Origin of the sequence: Xanthomonas albilineans (genome assembly GCF_002939705.1) — a bacterium.
Lineage (GTDB): Bacteria > Pseudomonadota > Gammaproteobacteria > Xanthomonadales > Xanthomonadaceae > Xanthomonas_A > Xanthomonas_A albilineans.
On sequence record NZ_MDCB01000004.1, the window covers coordinates 200,825 to 216,719 of the forward strand.

The 15,895-nt window shown below is 65.6% G+C and carries 15 protein-coding genes; 3 read left to right on the forward strand and 12 right to left on the reverse strand.

The features are described from left to right. Window positions 1-186 precede the first annotated feature (186 nt). Window positions 187-1,815 (forward strand): tannase/feruloyl esterase family alpha/beta hydrolase, encoded by a 1,629-nt coding sequence (locus XalbCFBP2523_RS05585; RefSeq protein WP_230597115.1) that lies wholly within the window; start codon window positions 187-189, stop codon window positions 1,813-1,815. Between the two features lie 139 nt (window positions 1,816-1,954). Here the strand turns inward: XalbCFBP2523_RS05585 and fabG are convergent, their stop codons facing one another. The 9 genes from fabG to xanC form a co-directional block, all read right to left on the reverse strand. Then, window positions 1,955-2,692, reverse strand: coding sequence for a 3-oxoacyl-ACP reductase FabG (fabG, locus tag XalbCFBP2523_RS05590; RefSeq protein ID WP_045757563.1), 738 nt, complete (start codon window positions 2,690-2,692; stop codon window positions 1,955-1,957). A 131-nt stretch (window positions 2,693-2,823) separates the two neighbouring features. Beyond that, the gene (locus XalbCFBP2523_RS05595) at window positions 2,824-3,264 is read right to left on the reverse strand and encodes a hotdog family protein (RefSeq protein WP_045766584.1); all 441 of its coding nucleotides are present in this window, start codon (window positions 3,262-3,264) and stop codon (window positions 2,824-2,826) included. Between the two features lie 4 nt (window positions 3,265-3,268). Beyond that, window positions 3,269-5,635 carry an MMPL family transporter gene (locus tag XalbCFBP2523_RS05600; RefSeq protein WP_045765083.1) on the reverse strand — a complete coding sequence of 789 codons (2,367 nt, stop codon included), beginning with the start codon at window positions 5,633-5,635 and terminating at the stop codon, window positions 3,269-3,271. 37 nt (window positions 5,636-5,672) lie between these two features. After that, complete coding sequence (locus tag XalbCFBP2523_RS05605) at window positions 5,673-6,320, reverse strand: LolA-related protein (RefSeq protein WP_327196714.1); 648 nt, start codon at window positions 6,318-6,320, stop codon at window positions 5,673-5,675. Beyond that, on the reverse strand, window positions 6,244-7,218 hold the full coding sequence (locus tag XalbCFBP2523_RS05610; protein WP_012914696.1) for a lysophospholipid acyltransferase family protein: 975 nt from the start codon (window positions 7,216-7,218) through the stop codon (window positions 6,244-6,246). Before XalbCFBP2523_RS05610 ends, XalbCFBP2523_RS05605 begins: the two co-directional genes overlap by 77 nt. Next, entirely contained in the window at window positions 7,215-7,502 is a 288-nt protein-coding gene (locus tag XalbCFBP2523_RS05615) for an ApeI family dehydratase (protein ID WP_045764189.1), read from the reverse strand. The genes XalbCFBP2523_RS05610 and XalbCFBP2523_RS05615 overlap by 4 nt, the downstream gene beginning before the upstream one ends. A gap of 9 nt (window positions 7,503-7,511) precedes the next feature. Further along, on the reverse strand, window positions 7,512-8,246 hold the full coding sequence (locus XalbCFBP2523_RS05620; RefSeq protein ID WP_045764188.1) for a lysophospholipid acyltransferase family protein: 735 nt from the start codon (window positions 8,244-8,246) through the stop codon (window positions 7,512-7,514). 72 nt (window positions 8,247-8,318) lie between these two features. Next, window positions 8,319-8,963, reverse strand: coding sequence for a COG4648 family protein (locus tag XalbCFBP2523_RS05625; protein WP_407070997.1), 645 nt, complete (start codon window positions 8,961-8,963; stop codon window positions 8,319-8,321). Further along, complete coding sequence (xanC, locus tag XalbCFBP2523_RS05630; protein WP_012914691.1) at window positions 8,887-9,156, reverse strand: xanthomonadin biosynthesis acyl carrier protein XanC; 270 nt, start codon at window positions 9,154-9,156, stop codon at window positions 8,887-8,889. Before xanC ends, XalbCFBP2523_RS05625 begins: the two co-directional genes overlap by 77 nt. A 131-nt stretch (window positions 9,157-9,287) precedes the next feature. Here xanC and XalbCFBP2523_RS05635 point away from each other — a divergent pair, with 131 nt between their 5' ends. Both XalbCFBP2523_RS05635 and XalbCFBP2523_RS05640 read left to right on the forward strand, forming a co-directional pair. Beyond that, entirely contained in the window at window positions 9,288-10,643 is a 1,356-nt protein-coding gene (locus tag XalbCFBP2523_RS05635; protein WP_104629914.1) for an NAD(P)/FAD-dependent oxidoreductase, read from the forward strand. Next, the gene (locus tag XalbCFBP2523_RS05640; protein ID WP_012914689.1) at window positions 10,640-11,656 is read left to right on the forward strand and encodes a chorismate transformation FkbO/Hyg5 family protein; all 1,017 of its coding nucleotides are present in this window, start codon (window positions 10,640-10,642) and stop codon (window positions 11,654-11,656) included. Before XalbCFBP2523_RS05635 ends, XalbCFBP2523_RS05640 begins: the two co-directional genes overlap by 4 nt. Window positions 11,657-11,761: 105 nt before the next feature. Here the strand turns inward: XalbCFBP2523_RS05640 and XalbCFBP2523_RS05645 are convergent, their stop codons facing one another. From XalbCFBP2523_RS05645 to XalbCFBP2523_RS05655, 3 genes are all read right to left on the reverse strand, one after another. Beyond that, window positions 11,762-13,114, reverse strand: coding sequence for an AMP-binding protein (locus XalbCFBP2523_RS05645; RefSeq protein ID WP_045765081.1), 1,353 nt, complete (start codon window positions 13,112-13,114; stop codon window positions 11,762-11,764). Window positions 13,115-13,231: 117 nt separating this feature from the next. Continuing rightward, a complete protein-coding gene (gene cydB, locus XalbCFBP2523_RS05650; RefSeq protein WP_045765080.1) occupies window positions 13,232-14,248 on the reverse strand; it encodes a cytochrome d ubiquinol oxidase subunit II in 1,017 nt (338 codons plus the stop codon). Then, window positions 14,248-15,651 carry a cytochrome ubiquinol oxidase subunit I gene (locus XalbCFBP2523_RS05655; RefSeq protein ID WP_045765079.1) on the reverse strand — a complete coding sequence of 468 codons (1,404 nt, stop codon included), beginning with the start codon at window positions 15,649-15,651 and terminating at the stop codon, window positions 14,248-14,250. The genes cydB and XalbCFBP2523_RS05655 overlap by 1 nt, the downstream gene beginning before the upstream one ends. Window positions 15,652-15,895: the final 244 nt, after the last annotated feature.

A 15,895-nucleotide genomic window follows, 5' to 3' on the forward strand; every position in this document is an offset into this window, starting at 1 on the left:
TAATGCGACGTTGAATTTATTGTGAATGCGTGAAAAATCACACCGCTCATGCAGTAGCGGGCCGTGACCTTGACATGCTATGCGGAAAAATTAACAGATGGCGCGACTGTTCATCAGCCACTCATCTGGGGAGTCATCATGTCACACGCGTTGTCCGTGTTAACGCTCTCATTGGCAAGTCTTGCCGTGTCGTCCACCGCGATGGCACAGAAGGGTCCGGCAGTACCAGCGCAGCTACAACAATCCTGCGAAGCATTGGCCGCCAACCCCAACCTCAGCTATCCGGACACAACCTTCACCGGCGTCAGGACCGTTCCGGCAGGCGCCCTGAGCGTAGCGGGAAAACCCATCGACGCGCATTGCCAAATCACCGGCACGATGCACACCCGGGTCAGCCCGGTGGATGGTCAAACGTATGCGATCGGCTTCGAGATGCGGCTGCCCACCGCATGGAACGGTCGTTTCTTCTACCAGGCTAACAGCGGCTTGGACGGCTACGTCAACACCGCGGTCGGCGACATCGGTGGCAGTGCACAGCAGGACAATCCCTTGCACATGGGCTTTGCCGTCATCGATTCCGATGCCGGGCACAACGGCGACAAGAACCGATTTTTCGGGCTGGATCCCCAGGCACGCCTGGACTATGGCTATCAGGCGGTGCAGGCGCTGACCCCGATGGCCAAGCACACCATCCAGACCGCCTACGGCAAGCCACCGGATGTGAGCTATTTCGGCGGCTGTTCCAACGGTGGCCGCCACGCGATGGTGGCCGCCGCGCGTGACGCGCAGGACTACGATGGCATCCTGGCTGGCGACCCTGGATTCCACCTGCCCAAGGCCGCGATCGCGGAAATGGCCGCGGCACAACAGCTGGCTACGCTGACCGACGGCAACGATATACAAAGCGGGCTCACCGGCGCCGAACGTGCATTCGTCGCCAGCCGCATCGTCGCCACCTGCGATGCGCTGGACGGCGTCAGCGATGGCATGGTGCAGAACGTCAGCGCCTGCCAAACCCTGTTCAGCCTGGCAAGCAATGTTCCCACCTGCGGCAACGCTGGGCGCACCGGGCAGTGCCTGACTCGAGCGCAGAAGCAGGTGCTCGCCGCCATCTACGCCGGCCCCCATGACAGCGCCGGCACCGCGCTGTACGCTCCCTTTCCCTACGATCCTGCCATCGGCAGCGGCGACTGGGGCGGCTGGCGACAATATAACTCCATGACCTTGGTGCCGAACTCGATGGCCTTCGTGTTCGCTAGCCCACCGGAAAACATGTCGGTGAACCAGAATCTGGGCCAGTACACGCTGCACTTCAATCTGGATCGCGACGCATCGAAGATCTTTGGTACGTCCGGTACTTACAACGCGTCGTCGTGGTCCTTCATGGTGCCACCGGATGAAACCCACTTGACGACGCTCAAGTCCCGCGGTGGCAAGCTGCTGGTTTATCACGGTACTGGCGACAGCATCTTCTCCTTCACCGATACAGCGGACTGGTACCAGCGCCTGACCACGGCCGACCCCAATGCCGCAAGCTTCGCGCGCCTGTTTGCGGTACCGGGTATGGTCCATTGCGGCGGTGGCCCGGCCACCGACCAATTCGACGCACTGACGCCACTGATCGCCTGGGTCGAACAAGGTCAGGCGCCGACGGCGATTACCGCGACCGCGCGCGGTCGCGGTAGCGTCTCTCCCAACGGCGAGGTGCCGGCCAATTGGAGCAGTCAACGCAGCAGGCCGCTGTGCCCGTATCCGCAAGTTGCCCAGTACGTCGCGGGCGATGTGGAGTCGGCCAGCAGCTTCGTTTGCCGCTGATCGTACGCTGGGCAATCGGCACGCGACGAGCGCTGCCTGTCGCCCTACGCAGCGTCCGCTGGTTGTCTCAGCGGCCAGCGAACCCGGCTATGTCGTCGCATGCCATGTCCCGCATCCGGCGTCACCTCCGCCATCGCATTTAACCCATGCCGCCGTTGACGCCGATGACCTGCCCGTTGATATAGCCAGCCAAGTCTGTACATAGAAAACCGACCAACGCGGCCACTTCCTCGGGCCGGCCGGCACGGCCGGCCGGAACCAATTGCTTGATCGCTTCCGGCGCGAACGCTGCGCCGGCCATCGCGCTCTCGATCACCCCAGGCGCAACCACATTGACGCTGATGCCGCGGCTGGCCATTTCCCGCGCCAGCGACTTACTGGCGCTGTGCAGCGCGCCCTTGGCCGCGGCATAGTTGGCCTGACCGCGGTTGCCGAGTACCGCCGACACCGACGACACGCTGACGATGCGCCCCCAGCGCGTACGCGCCATCGGCAACAACAGCGGCTGGGTGACGTGGAAGAACCCGTGCAAGGAGACATCGATGACCCGGTGCCATTGCGCCGCGCTCATCCCCGCCAGCGGCGCGTCGTCGTGAATGCCCGCGTTGTTGACCAGCACCTGGATCGGCCCGGCTTCCAACAACGCCGCCAGCGCATCCGCGCAGGCCTGGGCATCGGTCACGTTGAACGCGACGGCCTCGGCGCTACCGCCGGCCGCAACGATCGACTCCACGACTGCCGCCGCCCGCGCGAGACCGGCATTGGCATGCACGATGACATGCAGGCCCTGCGCGGCAAGCGTGCGGCAGATCGGGCCGCCCAGATCGCCACTGCCGCCGGTGACCAGCGCGCGACGCGAAACAGGAGATGAGGACATCGGAGCTCACTGGGTGAAATGCAGACAGGGCCGCCATCCTAGCGATTGACGGGCGCGTCCGTGTTGCAGCAGTGGCGCTTGTCCACCTTTTTAGGGATCGGCCGCAGCCGATCGTGCCCGGCGCAGCATCGCTACGCTCGCTCAGCGGTACCCGGCATCACCGTGGCGCGGCCTTCGGCCAGCGGCTGCCCGGCGTGGACGATACGGAAAGCGTATTGCTGGCCGCTTTCCATCTGTAGCAGCACCTCGGCCTCGCACTCGATCGCCTGCGGCAAATCGTGCAAATCGGTGACATGCAACTGCACACCACGCAACGCGACTAACATGCCTGGCCGCACCGGCATGCCAGCGGCGCGACCGAGCAAGCCACCATGCACCGCCATCGCCTGCGCGCCGTATTCGCACAGATGCAGCGCGCGCAGCCGTTGGCCGCATCGCAATGGATGCTCGACACTGCGATGTGCCTGACTGCGTAGCACGATGCGCTGCGCATCCCAGGCCACAACCTGCTCCCACAGGCACATCAGGCCCTGATGCGGGACCAGCGCCGCGATTGCGTCGCGTCCATCCAGGCCGTCAGTGTGAGTGTGCATACCTGCTCTCCTGCGCCGCCTCGCTGGCGGTCTCCCGCGACACCAGCAGCGCCAGTACGAAATTGAACAATACGCCCAGCGCCACGGTGCTACCGATCGCGCGCAGCACCGGGATACTGGACGCGGCCAGCAACGCGAACACCAGCAGCGTCATCAGGCTGCACACGATCAAGGCATGCAGGGTGCGCAACTGATCGGCGCGGTCATCGCCGGCGTGATCGAAGAACAGCGCGTAATCCAGACCCAGACCAGCCGCCAGGATCAACGCGATCAGGTGGAACAGATTCAGTTCGACGCCACAGCCGCGCAGAATCGCCAGGATCAGCAGCGTGGTCAGCGCCATCGGCAACAACACGCGCGCGATGCGGCGCGGCGTGCGCAGCGCGATCGCCACGGTCAGCACCAGCAATAGCGCAGCCACGCTCAACGCCCCCAGCACCCGCCCACGATAGGCGGCGACCAGCGATTCGGAAGCGTCTTTGAGGTCCAGCAACTGTGCGCCGCTGCCCTGCACCGCACTGGCCAGCCGCGCCGGATCGCGCAGCCCAGTCAGCGAGACCAACGCGGTCGCGTGGTCGGGACGCTCCAGCAACAGGCCACCGACGCTGGTCGCCAGCGGGGTGCCGCGCAAATCGCGCGTGGTCAGCGGTGGTGCGCTGCGCGCGCGCTGCAGGTCGGCCAGGAATGAGGCGAAGGCGTCGCGGCGGAATGGCGTCGCGGCGACCGCCGCAGCGATGAGCGCCTGCGCCTGGGTCGGATCGGGCAAGGCGGCCTGGCGACGGCGCTGCGTCGCCACGCTCGGCAGGTAGCGCGCCGCCATGTCGTAGCCGGCGAGTTCGCCCTGCGCAACCAGCACATCCAAGCGCGGACGCAGCCGCTCGGATGCCAGCAACGCAGCATCCACCGACGACGCCGGCAACGCCAGCACGTAGCGCACGTCGGGCGCCCCCAGCTCCTGGCGCAGATGCGCGTCGCGGGCCAGGTCCGCAGCCGGCACCGGTGTCAACCTGGACAGATCGTTCTGCCAAAACAGCCCGGGCGCGAAGGCGATGATGGCCACTGCGGCCAGCGCCAGCGGCAACAACGACCAACGCGGACGCGGCAATCGTGCGATGCCGCGCCATAGCCGTGCCAGCGCCGGCGAGTCGGCATGGTCGCGTGGCGATGGATCGATCAGCGCCGGCAACAACAGACGCGTGGTCAATGCCGCCACCAGCAGCCCGGCAATGGTGAACACCGCCAGTTGGCGCAGCCCGTCCACGCCGGAAAACAAAAAGGTGACGTAAGCGATACAGGTGGAGACCACGCCGGTGGCCAGGGTCGGCCACAGATGACGCGCGTTCTCGCGCGGGTCCAGGCCCGGACGCTGATGGCTGAACAAGTGGATCGGATAGTCCTGCACCACACCGATCAGGGTGAAGCCGAACGCCACGGTGATGCCATGCACGCCATCGAACAACAACGCCACCGCACCCAACCCGGCCAGCCCGGCACTGGCCAACGGCAGCACCCCCAGCACCGGGATCTTCCAACTGCGGTAAGCGACCAACAGCAGCACGATCAAGCCCACGGTATCCAGGGTACCGATCCACTGCGCCTCGGTCTGGGTACGCCCGCCGATCTCCACCGAGAACGCACCGGGACCGGTGAGAGTCAGACGACTGGCGCTCCCCGCGGCGACCTTGGCGAAAGTGCGGTGGATCGCGTCCACCGCCCGCTGCTGGCCAGTGGGATCGAAACCGGCCGCGTGGGTTTGCGCGACCAGCAGCGCTTCCTTGCCGGCGCGGTCGAACCACACGCCGTCGCGTGGCTGCGGGGCGCCGGCCGGCTGCAGCGACTCGGCCAGATGCAGCACTTCCATCGTCGGGTCGCGCGGCAGCAGCGGCTCGACCATGTCCGCCGCTGGCGAGCCCAAATCTTGCAGCCGCGCCTGCAGCGCGTCGGCCACGGTGGCCGCATCCAGAGGCTTGGCATCGAAGCTATCGCTGAGCAGATAGCGGTACGGCAGTAGGCGCTCGGGGACCGCGTCCAGACCGGCGTCGGCGCCATTGGCGACCAATTCGAACACTTCGCGCTGCGCGGCCAATTGCGCACGCAACGCCTGCGACTGCCGCGCCAATGTGGCCGGCTCTGCCCCCGACAGCGACATCAGCAATAGCCGCGAGCCAGGACCCTCGCCGAGTTCGTCCAGCAACAGTTTCTGCGCGGGAGTCCGGGCTTCGGGCATGAATTTGCGCAGATCTCCCGATAGCTGCAGCGCATTGCCCAGCCACACGCCGGCCACCGTCAGCAGGGCCAGCCACAATAGCGCCAGCCAGATCCGCATCTTCGAACCCAACGTGCGCGTCATCGCCGCACCCACGTCGTCGCCCCGTGCAAACGCGGCATTACGTCGCGTCGCCGTGGCACAGCGCGGTCAGCGCAGCGGTCTCGGCGATGTCGGCGGCGGCTTGGGCAGCGCCGGCCAACAGGGTACGTTGAACCTCACCGCTGGCCGGGGTCGTCTCGATGCAGCGCAACTCCGTGCCGCGACCGTACAAGCGCAGGCTGCGCACATGCGCGGCCAACGCCGGTTGTTTGGGTTGCAACTGCAGTTGCCAGCGCTCGCGCGTGCCGATGCTGCTCAGGGTGTACTGCTGTTGCAATTGCGCACGGTCGCCCGACAGCAACGCGCCGAAGCCGCTCTGCAGTCCGGCCAGTTCGGGGATCCGTGCCAGCGAGAACCGCTTGGGCGGTTTGCCGTCGCGCTGCACGATAGCCTCGCCGCCGCGCAGGGTGGTGGTTTCACGGTAAGGCGCCGTGACCTCGCGCACCAGCGTCTGCGCGTCCGGACGGCGGTATTCGCCCCGCACACGCAACGGCGCCTTCAGCAGTGCCGAGCCGCGTAGCTCAACGAACGCGGTGCTGACAGGTACCGGCCGCACCAGTTGCTGCAGGATCCAATCCGGGTCCAGCGGCTCAGGCGACGCGGCGTATAGCCGTGCGGCGCTGCACAGCAGTATCAGCATCGATAACAAGGTGCGACGCATCGGCATGGGGCGTGTTCCAGAAATCGTAGAAATTGAACCAGTTGTAGGGCGCCGAGCGGGTGTAATGCTCCAGTCTGGCGGCGTAATCGCGCATGAGCGCGGCCAGCGCCGGCGCGCGTTGACGGCGCGGCAGGTCCAGGCACTCGCTGAAGGTCTCGAACACCAACTCGTAGCGGTTCCCGCCGCGGTACAGGCCAAAGGCCAACATCACCGGCACCTTCAGCGCGGCGGCGATCAGCCACGGCGAGGTCGGGAAACGCGCCTGCTCGCCGAGGAAGTCAACCGGCAGAGCGGGGTCCTCCGGCTGCGGGCGGTCAACCAGCAATGCAATCAGCGCCCCCTCGTCGGCTGCCTGCTTGATCGCCATGACGACCGCGGTACTGTCCATCCCGGCATCGATGATGTTGGCCGCCAATGACGGATTCAGCGCCGCCAGCAAATCAGTCAGCGCCGGATTGTGCGCCTTATCCAACACCACCTTGACCTGCACGTCCGGGCGCTTGGTCGCCAACACCCGCAGCGCGTCGAAGCTGCCCAGGTGCGAGCCGAAGATCAGTACACCGCGACCGCGGTCCATCTGCACACGTAGTTGGTCCAGACCATGGATCTGGATCCGGAAACGGTGTATGTGCCCGCACAGCATGAACACGCGATCGAGAATCGTGGAGGCGAAGGTATGAATGTGCCGGGCAACATCCAACAGCGTGGCCGGGCGACCGAAAACTCGGCTCAGGTAGCGCCGCGAATCGCGCCGTTCGGGGCGGCGCACCAGTAGGAAGTACAGGGTGATCGGATACAGCAGCAAACGCCCGATGGTGCGGCCGCCATAACGGGCGATGCTACGAATCAGCCACAGAGCAAAGCGGCCGCCGGCTTCCGGACGCTGTTTCCAGACGGCGCTCACGCCATTGCCTCGGCACTCAATTCGCCGCTGACCAGCAGGTCCTCGCCACGCAGCACACGGAAACGCCAGCGCGGCGCAATGCCCTCCAGCTCGACCCGTGCCGACTGGTCAGGCAGCAGCGGCTGCAGAAACTTCACTTGCGGCAGGCGCAACGGCGCGCGGGCACCGTGCGCGACCTCGACGGCTTGCAGCACGTGATCCAGCACCACAACGCCAGGCACGACCGGACGACCGGGGAAATGACCCGGCAAACTGGGATGATCATGCGGTACGACAAAATACATACGGTCGACTCATATTCTGGGTTCGAGCATGGCACGGACGGCCTGGTGCGCACGCTGGGTCAACATCTGCCGGGTCAGCGGGCCATTATCGCTCTGGACCCGGATCGGTGCGCCGATCCGCACCCGGATTATCCCGGGCCTGACCCGGAATAGGCTGCTGGGCGGCAAAACCTTGCCGGCCCCATCTAATGCCACCGGGATCACGTCCACGCCTGCATCAATGGCCGCCTGCAATAGCCCGGCTTTGAACTCGGCCAATTCCCCGCTGCGGCTACGGGTGCCCTCCGGGAACAGACACAGGTCTTCGTCACGGCGCAGCAATGCCGCAGCCTCACGGCGCACGACCGCCCCGGCGCGGCGGCTGTTACGGTCTAGGAACAACATGCCGGTATAGCGCGCATACCAATTCACGAACGGCACCTTGAGCATCTCGTCCTTGAGCAGGAAGCGCAACGGTACCGGCAAGGCCATGAACAACGCGCAGATGTCGATGATCGACTGGTGATTGCTGACGAACAGGTGATTGCGCGACCAGTCCACCCGCTCCCGGCCCTCCACCTGCAGGCGCACCCCGGCACCGAACAACAGCGCAGGCGCCCAGATCCGCGCGGCCATGCGCAGCGGCAGGCGCGGCCCGGTCATGGGCAACAGCAGTAGCACAACCACGATTCCCAACGCCGTGTACACCATGGTGAACAGCAGTTGCAACGCGTTGCACACGGCCCAAGCCGTGCGCGACAGCATCCTTGTTGGGGAGATATTCTTGGATTTTCCCTTGATGATTTGCACCTCCTGGCATCTCCCGTAATGCGCGCGTCAGCGCAACAGATCGCGCCAGAAAACCGGCCCCAACCGCGCCAACCGGTGCAGGAAGTCGAACAAGTTACGGTAGGGGCGCTGCGGAAACCAGCGTCCGCGCAACAGATACTCGCCGACGAAGAAACCACCGATGATCCCGTAGCCGAACAGATTGGCCACCAGCGCAGTGTGTGCGTCGCTGGTCGGCAATGGCGAGGCCCGACCCAGCTGGACCAGTACAACACCAAGCTGGACGCACAGCGCAAGCATCAAGCTCAGCAGGGTCAGCGCCAACAGCAACAGGGTCCAGGCAAGGGTCAACCGACGCGTATAGCGCCGTTGCTCGGGGCTGATCGGCATGGCCGCCTGCCGATACAGTGCTTCGACAATGCGGGTAATCAACGGTGTGCGCCCGCGCTGCAGGCTGCGGCCAAAGAACCAGGCGACCCAGGCGGCGAACAACACCGGCGGTACGCTAAGCAACAATAAGGCATGCAGCGAGCGCCACAGCGGCACCAGCGCCGCGACTGATACCAGCGCCAACAACACGCCCAACGCAGGCACCCAGCGCGCGGCGTCGGTTCGATCAGTGGGTCTTATTCGCTTCGACATGCGCCGACAGTGCACGCAGCGAGGCGAAGTTGCGGCGGTTCTCGTCGTTATCCGAGCGCAACTGGAAGCCGTAGCGCTTACTGATCGCCAACGCCAACTCCAGGGCGTCGATCGAGTCCAACCCCAGCCCGGTGTTGAACAGCGCCGCCTCCGGATCGATATCGTCAGGCTGCACGTCCTCCAGGTTCAGGCTCTCGACCAGAAGCTCGGCCAGTTCACGTTCGGCGGGGGTTTGCGAAGACATCCAGGTGCTTCCGGACTAATTAGGGAGGTGCGACAAGATGGTGCATCCAACGCAACGACGCAACCATGGGAGCGCGAGCGACACGCTATTATGCGGTTCGTTTCACTAGATCCGTTGGAGATTCTTTCAGGATGGAACCCCGCGCCTTTTCACAGCCCCACACCACAGCGCCACCGGCCACCGCCGCCACCCCTGACGTGTTAGTGATCGGGGGGGGACCGGCAGGCTGCACAGCGGCCATCTTGCTGGCACAACAGGGCTGGCAGGTGAGCGTGTTGGAAAAAGACCGCCATCCACGCTTCCACATCGGCGAATCGCTGCTGCCGATGAACATACCGATCCTGCGGCGGCTGGGCGTGCTGGAGCAGGTCCGCGCGATCGGTGTGCTCAAGCTCGGCGCGGATTTCCCGAACGATGCGGGCGGCTACAACACCTTTCGCTTCGCCCATGCGCTCGGCGCTCGGTCCGACTATGCCTTCCAGGTGCCGCGCGCCGATTTCGACCGGATACTGGCCGAGCGCGCCCGCGCCGTCGGCGCCACTGTGCACGAAGGCACCCGGGTCGAGGCGGTGCAACTGGACGGCGCCAGGCCAGTGGTACAGGCGCGCAGTGCCGAGGGCCTGTGCCACTACCGTCCGCGCTACCTGATCGACGCCAGCGGCCGCGATACCTTCCTGGGCAACACGCTCAAGCTCAAACGTGCCAATGCGCGGCACGCCTCGGCGGCGCTGTTCAGCCATTTCCGCGGGGTGACGCGGCGACCGGGCGAGGATGCCGGCAACATCAGCATCTACCGCCACGCCCACGGTTGGATGTGGCTCATCCCGCTGCCCGACGACGTGATGAGCGTCGGTGCAGTGTGCGACCCGTCGTACATGAAGACCCGCCAGGGCGACAGCGAAGGTTTGCTGATGCGAACCCTGGCGTTGAACCCGGACGTGGCCGCCCGCATGACCGGCGCGCAACGCGTGGCGCCGGTGCATGCCACCGGCAACTATGCTTACGAATGCACGCGGATGAGCGGGCCGCGCTGGCTGATGCTGGGCGACGCTTATGCGTTCGTCGATCCGATATTCTCCTCCGGCGTCTACTTGGCGATGCACAGCGCCGAGCGCGGCGCGGCAATGATCGATGCAGCGCTGCGCGACCCGACCGGCGAGGCACGGCTACAGCGACGCCTGGAAAAACAGCTGCGCGGCGGCCTGGATCAGCTCAAGTGGTTCATCTACCGCTTCACCTCGCCCACCATGCGTGAGCTATTCGCACAGCCACGCAACGTGCTGCAGGTAGAGCAGGCGGTGGTGGCAATGTTAGCCGGCGACGTCTTCGACAACCGCGCGGTGCTGCGTCGCCTGCGCGTGTTCCGCATCATCTACGCCATCTCCGCCCTGGCGATGTCGCCACGAGCCTGGCGCGCCTGGCGCCATCGCCGCCGCGAGGCGCGCGAACAGTTTCATGGCGACACGTTACATAGAGAACCATCATGAGCCCGCCATATCAGCAGTTCCAAGAGCACGCGCAACACCACCCGCAACTACAGGTGGAATACATCGCCGAAACCGACCCGAGCCAGGTGTTGGGCGAAGACAAGGTGTTGGCCGTGTTCGGCTTCGGCGACGCAGCGCCACACCACGACGATCCGCGCTACCTGCGCGTGCCGCTGCAGCCGTACGGCCCGCGCATGCTCGAAATCTGGCGCACGGACACACCGGTGCGCAGCGGCCGCGCTGGCGCCATTGCTTGGGCCAGCGATGGCCAGCTGCAATTCGCCGCCATCGAGATCGACGAGCGCGCACTGGATCTGGACATCGAAAAAGCGGCAACGCAGGCCTACGCGCAGATCAGCGCTTTCGTTGCCGGCAGTGCCACGCCCTGCCTGCTGCGCATCTGGAACCACCTCGACGCGATCACCCTGGGCAGCGGCGATCGTGAGCGTTACCGCCGTTTCTGCGTCGGCCGCGCGCGTGGTCTAGGCGACTTCGACGCCAACCGGTTGCCAGCGGCGACCGCCGTCGGTCGCTGCGACGACGCCCCCGTGATGCAGATCTATTGGCTGGCGGCGGCGCGAGCCGGCACGCCGCTGGAAAATCCGCGCCAGGTCAGTGCCTACAATTACCCGCGACAGTACGGCCCGCAGCCACCGAGCTTCGCCCGCGCGATGCTGCCACCGGTCGGTAGCGATATGCCGCTGTTGCTGTCAGGCACCGCCAGCGTGGTCGGCCACGCTTCGATGCACCGCGGACAATTACTGGCGCAATTGGAAGAAACCTTCGCCAATTTCGACGCCTTGCTGGGCGCCGCACGCACCCACGTGCCGGACCTGCCGGCGCAGTTCGGAGACGGTACCCGGTTGAAGGTCTATGTCCGCGAAAAGGCCGACCTGCCGTTGGTCGCTGCGGCGCTCGATGCGCGCTTCGGCGAGCGGATCCCACGCCTGCTGCTGCATGCGGTGATCTGCCGCGACGAACTGGCGGTGGAGATCGACGGCGTGCATGGCTGAGCTGGACGCGGCGACGTGCCCGATGTCCATTCGCGGAAGTGCGGCATCGCTATCTCGCTGCACACCACGCTACCAGGGCGTCGAACCGTTGCTGACGAAACCCGCTCAACCCTCGCGCACGCCCGCCAGCAGCGCCAGCATGCGCTCGCGCGGCAGCTTGCCGGTCTCGTTGCGCGGCAACGCGTCGAGCAGGCGCAGGCGGCGCGGCAGGAACAATGGATCCAGTTCGCGGCGCAATGCGTCCAGGATCGCGTCTTCATCCAATGTCGGCGCGACCACCGCCGCCGCGATGCGGCCCACTGCCTGTCCAGGCTCCGGGTCCAGTTGCAACATCGCAGCGTCCACCACGCCAGGCAGCGCGAGCAGGCGGCGGGTCAGATCGGCCAGCGACGCACGCTTGCCCCCGATCTCCAGCAGATCGGCCTGGCGCCCGCGCACCTGAAAACGGCCTTGAGCATCCACCTCCATCAGGTCGGCCAGCAACACCGGCTGAGCCAGGTGCGGCGCATGAACCAGGGTGCCGTCCGGCTGCGGCAACACCCGCACGCCCGGTAGCGGCGTCCATGAAACCTCTTGCGCGGTACGCCGGCTGGCGAAGATGCACGTCTCGGTGGAGCCGAACATCTCGCGCACTTCGCCACCGAAACGCGCCTGCGCCGCCGCCGCCAATTCCTGTGCCAGCGGCGCGGTCGCCGAGACGATGCCGGCCAACGGCGGCAGCTCGACACCGGATTCGACCAGGGCGCGCAGATGCACCGGCGTGGTCACCAGCAAACGCGGCACCGGCAACTGGGCCAACGCACTGGCCACGTCCTCGGGAAAGAACGGGCGAGCGGCATGCACCGCCAGCGGCGTCACCAGGGGCAGCAGCACCGACATTTCCATGCCGTACATGTGCTGCGGGGGCACCGTCGCCACCACCTGCGGTACCGCGTCGGCGGACCACACCCCCGCCAACGCCAGCAGATCCTGGCGGGTGCTGGTCAGGAAGCTGCCCCAGGTCTTGGGATTGGGTTTGGGCACGCCGGTGCTACCAGAGGTGAAGCCGATCGCGACCAGGGCATCATCGGCCAACTGCGGCATCGGGCCGTCCAGGGTCGGCAGCGGCTCCGGCAACTGCCAATAGCCGGGCGGTGCATCGACCATGGACAGATCGCCCAGGCAGTAACCATCGGGATGGGTGCGCTGCACCTCGGCGACCACCGCTGGAGCACGCGAGGACGGCAGCAGCGAGGTCTGCCCGCGCAGCGCCACTGCGCAGAACGCGACCATGAAGCGATAGCGGTCCTCGCACAGGTTCAGCGCATGCTGGCCGGACGGCAACGCCGCAGCCAGGCCGCGCACGTGGCCGAGGAAGGTGGCCAGATCGATGTGTTCGCCGTCGGCGAAGGCCAGCGGACGCTCCGCGTCGCCAACGGCGAGCGGATGCAGCAGGGACGAGGCGGAGACGGCGGACATGCGTAACGGAAGCTCGGACGGGCGATGACCCGCACGGCGCGGGGAGCCTCTAGCTTGGCCGGCACCGCACCACCTGGCAAGCAGGCGGTGCAGCACTGGCCGCCGCCGGTACGGCCGTCAGTGGTGATAGCCGGTGTCGGCGGTGATCTTGCCGCGGAACACCCGGTACGACCAGGCGGTATAGCCCAAGATCACCGGCAGCAGCAGCGCCAGCCCGACCAGCACGAACCCCTGCGAGGACGGCGGCGAAGCCGCCTCCCAGATGGTCAACCCGGGCGGCACGATGTTCGGCCAGATGCCCAGCACCAGGCCGAAAAAGCCGAGCACGAAGAAGCACAGGGTCAGCACGAACGGGCGCGCATCGCGGCCCTGTGCCATCGCCACGCGCCACAGCGCCACCGCGTTGACCAGCACCAGCAGCGGCACCGGCGACAGCCACCAAAAGTTCCCATCGTGGAACCAGCGCGCCATGATCCGCGAATCCAGGAACGGCAGCCAAGCGCTGACCAGGCCCATGAACACCACCACCACTAGCACCAGCGGCCGGGTCAGGGTGCGGGCGATGTGCTGCATCGCGCCTTCGGTCTTCAGGATCAGCCAGCTGCCGCCGAGCAACGCGTAGCCGAACACCAGCGCCGCGCCGGTGAGCATCGAGAACGGGCTGAACCAGCCCAGCACCCCGCCCAGGTACTTGCCGTCCTGCAGCGGCATGCCCTCCACCAGCGCCCCCAGGATCACCCCTTGCCAGAACGCGGCACACAGCGACCCCAGCGCGAACGCCCAGCCCCACAAGTACTTGGAACTGCGCGCTTTGAAGCGGAACTCGAAGGCCACGCCGCGAAACACCAGCGCGATCAACATCAGCAGCACCGGCAAGTACAGCGCCGACAGCACCACCGCATACGCCTTCGGAAACGCCGCCAGCAGACCGGCGCCGCCCAGCACCAGCCAGGTCTCGTTGCCATCCCAGATCGGCGCGGCGGTGTTCATCATCAGGTCGAGCTGGCCCTCGTCTTCGGCGAACGGCGCCAAGATGCCCAGGCCGAGCACGAAGCCGTCCAGCAGCACGTACATCAGCACACCGAAGCCGATCACACCAAACCAGATCACCGGCAACACGGTCGCCATGTCCATCAGCACGTCTCCTCGATGTCGTCGTCGACCACCGACAGCGGCCGCGCAGGAGTCTTGCCGCCGTCGTGCAGGCGCGGTGCCGGCTCGTGCGGCAACGGCCCGTGGCGCAGCATCCGCAGGATGTACCAACTGCCAAAACCGAACACCAGCGCATAGACGACCACATACACACCCAGCGAGATCCACACCATCGCCGGACTGATAATCGGGCTGACCGCATGGCGGGTATGCAGCAGACCGTAGATCACATAAGGCTGACGCCCGATCTCGGTGACGAACCAACCAGCGAGCAAGGCCACGAAACCGGCCGGCAACATCACGTTCCATGCCAGGTGCAACCCGCGCCGGCACAGCAACGTGCCACGCCACCAGAAGAACAGCGACACGAATGCCAGCAGCAGCATCGCCATGCCCAGCCCGACCATCACCCGGAAAGCAAAGAACACCGGCTTCACCGGCGGCCGCTCGTCGGCCGGCACCGCGGTCAGTGGCGTGATTTCGCTATTCAAGGTGTGGGTAAGGATCACGCTGCCCAGGTGCGGAATCGTCAACGCGTAGTCATTGCGCTCTTCAGCCTCGTTAGGCACCGCGAACACCACTAACGGCACGCCCTGTCCCGGCGCCTCGCGGTGCCAGTGTGCCTCCATAGCGGCCACCTTAATCGGCTGGTGTTCGAGCGTGTTCAGGCCATGCGCGTCGCCGGCAGCGATTTGCAGCGGCAGCGCGATCGCGGCGAACGCCACCGCCAGCTTGAGCATGCGCCCGGCCGCGTCCACATGCTCGCCGCGGCGCAGGTACCAGCCGCTGACCCCGCCAATCACGAAACAGGTGGTGATGAACGCGGCAAGCACCATGTGAGTGAGCCGATAAGGGAACGACGGATTGAAGATCACCTCGCCCCAGTTGGCCGGATGGAATACGCCGTCGACGATGACATAACCGGCCGGCGTCTGCAGCCAACTGTTGGCCGACAGGATCCAGAACGTGGAGATCAGCGTGCCGATGGCTACCAGACAAGTGGAGAGGAAATGCAACTTCTCCGGGACCTTGTGCCAACCGAACAGCATCACCCCCAGGAACGAGGCCTCCAGGAAGAACGCCGTCAGCACCTCGTAGTTGAGCAGCGGACCGATGATGTTGCCTGCGCGTTCGCTGAGCACCGCCCAGTTGGTGCCGAACTGGAAGCTCATCACGATACCGCTGACCACGCCCATGCCGAAGGACACGGCGAAGATCTTCAGCCAGAAGAAGTACAGATCGCGCCACACCGTGTCGCGAGTACGCAGCCAGCGCCACTCCAGGAACGCCAGCCAGCTCGACAGGCCGATGGTGAAGGCCGGGAACAGTATGTGGAAACTGATGACGAATCCGAACTGGATGCGCGAAAGCAAAAGAGCGTCCATTGAGGCTGCCCCTAAAGAAACTACAATAGCGTCTATTGTTGTCGCTGCGGCGTAAAATTGAATGTGAAAGAATGCCGCATCGCAGGGCGGAAAACGCCCAGATTCTGGATTCGGAAAAAGAAAAACGGGCACCGTTTTTTGTGATGCCATGAACATGGACGCGTCGGGACGCGCGCTTGTGCGAATCGTCAATTCCCCATTCCCAATCCCAGCATTCGCTCCAGACGGCTGTTACGCTTATCGT

Coding starts and splice junctions, on each gene's coding strand:
- fabG (WP_045757563.1), bottom strand. CDS start 2,692: ATGTCCTCATCTCCTGTTTCGCGTCGCGCGCTGGTCACCGGCGGCAGT.
- XalbCFBP2523_RS05600 (WP_045765083.1), bottom strand. CDS start 5,635: ATGACGCGCACGTTGGGTTCGAAGATGCGGATCTGGCTGGCGCTATTG.
- XalbCFBP2523_RS05605 (WP_327196714.1), bottom strand. CDS start 6,320: ATGCCGATGCGTCGCACCTTGTTATCGATGCTGATACTGCTGTGCAGC.
- XalbCFBP2523_RS05615 (WP_045764189.1), bottom strand. CDS start 7,502: ATGTATTTTGTCGTACCGCATGATCATCCCAGTTTGCCGGGTCATTTC.
- XalbCFBP2523_RS05620 (WP_045764188.1), bottom strand. CDS start 8,246: ATGCTGTCGCGCACGGCTTGGGCCGTGTGCAACGCGTTGCAACTGCTG.
- xanC (WP_012914691.1), bottom strand. CDS start 9,156: ATGTCTTCGCAAACCCCCGCCGAACGTGAACTGGCCGAGCTTCTGGTC.
- XalbCFBP2523_RS05635 (WP_104629914.1), top strand. CDS start 9,288: ATGGAACCCCGCGCCTTTTCACAGCCCCACACCACAGCGCCACCGGCC.
- XalbCFBP2523_RS05640 (WP_012914689.1), top strand. CDS start 10,640: ATGAGCCCGCCATATCAGCAGTTCCAAGAGCACGCGCAACACCACCCG.
- XalbCFBP2523_RS05645 (WP_045765081.1), bottom strand. CDS start 13,114: ATGTCCGCCGTCTCCGCCTCGTCCCTGCTGCATCCGCTCGCCGTTGGC.
- cydB (WP_045765080.1), bottom strand. CDS start 14,248: ATGGACATGGCGACCGTGTTGCCGGTGATCTGGTTTGGTGTGATCGGC.
- XalbCFBP2523_RS05655 (WP_045765079.1), bottom strand. CDS start 15,651: ATGGACGCTCTTTTGCTTTCGCGCATCCAGTTCGGATTCGTCATCAGT.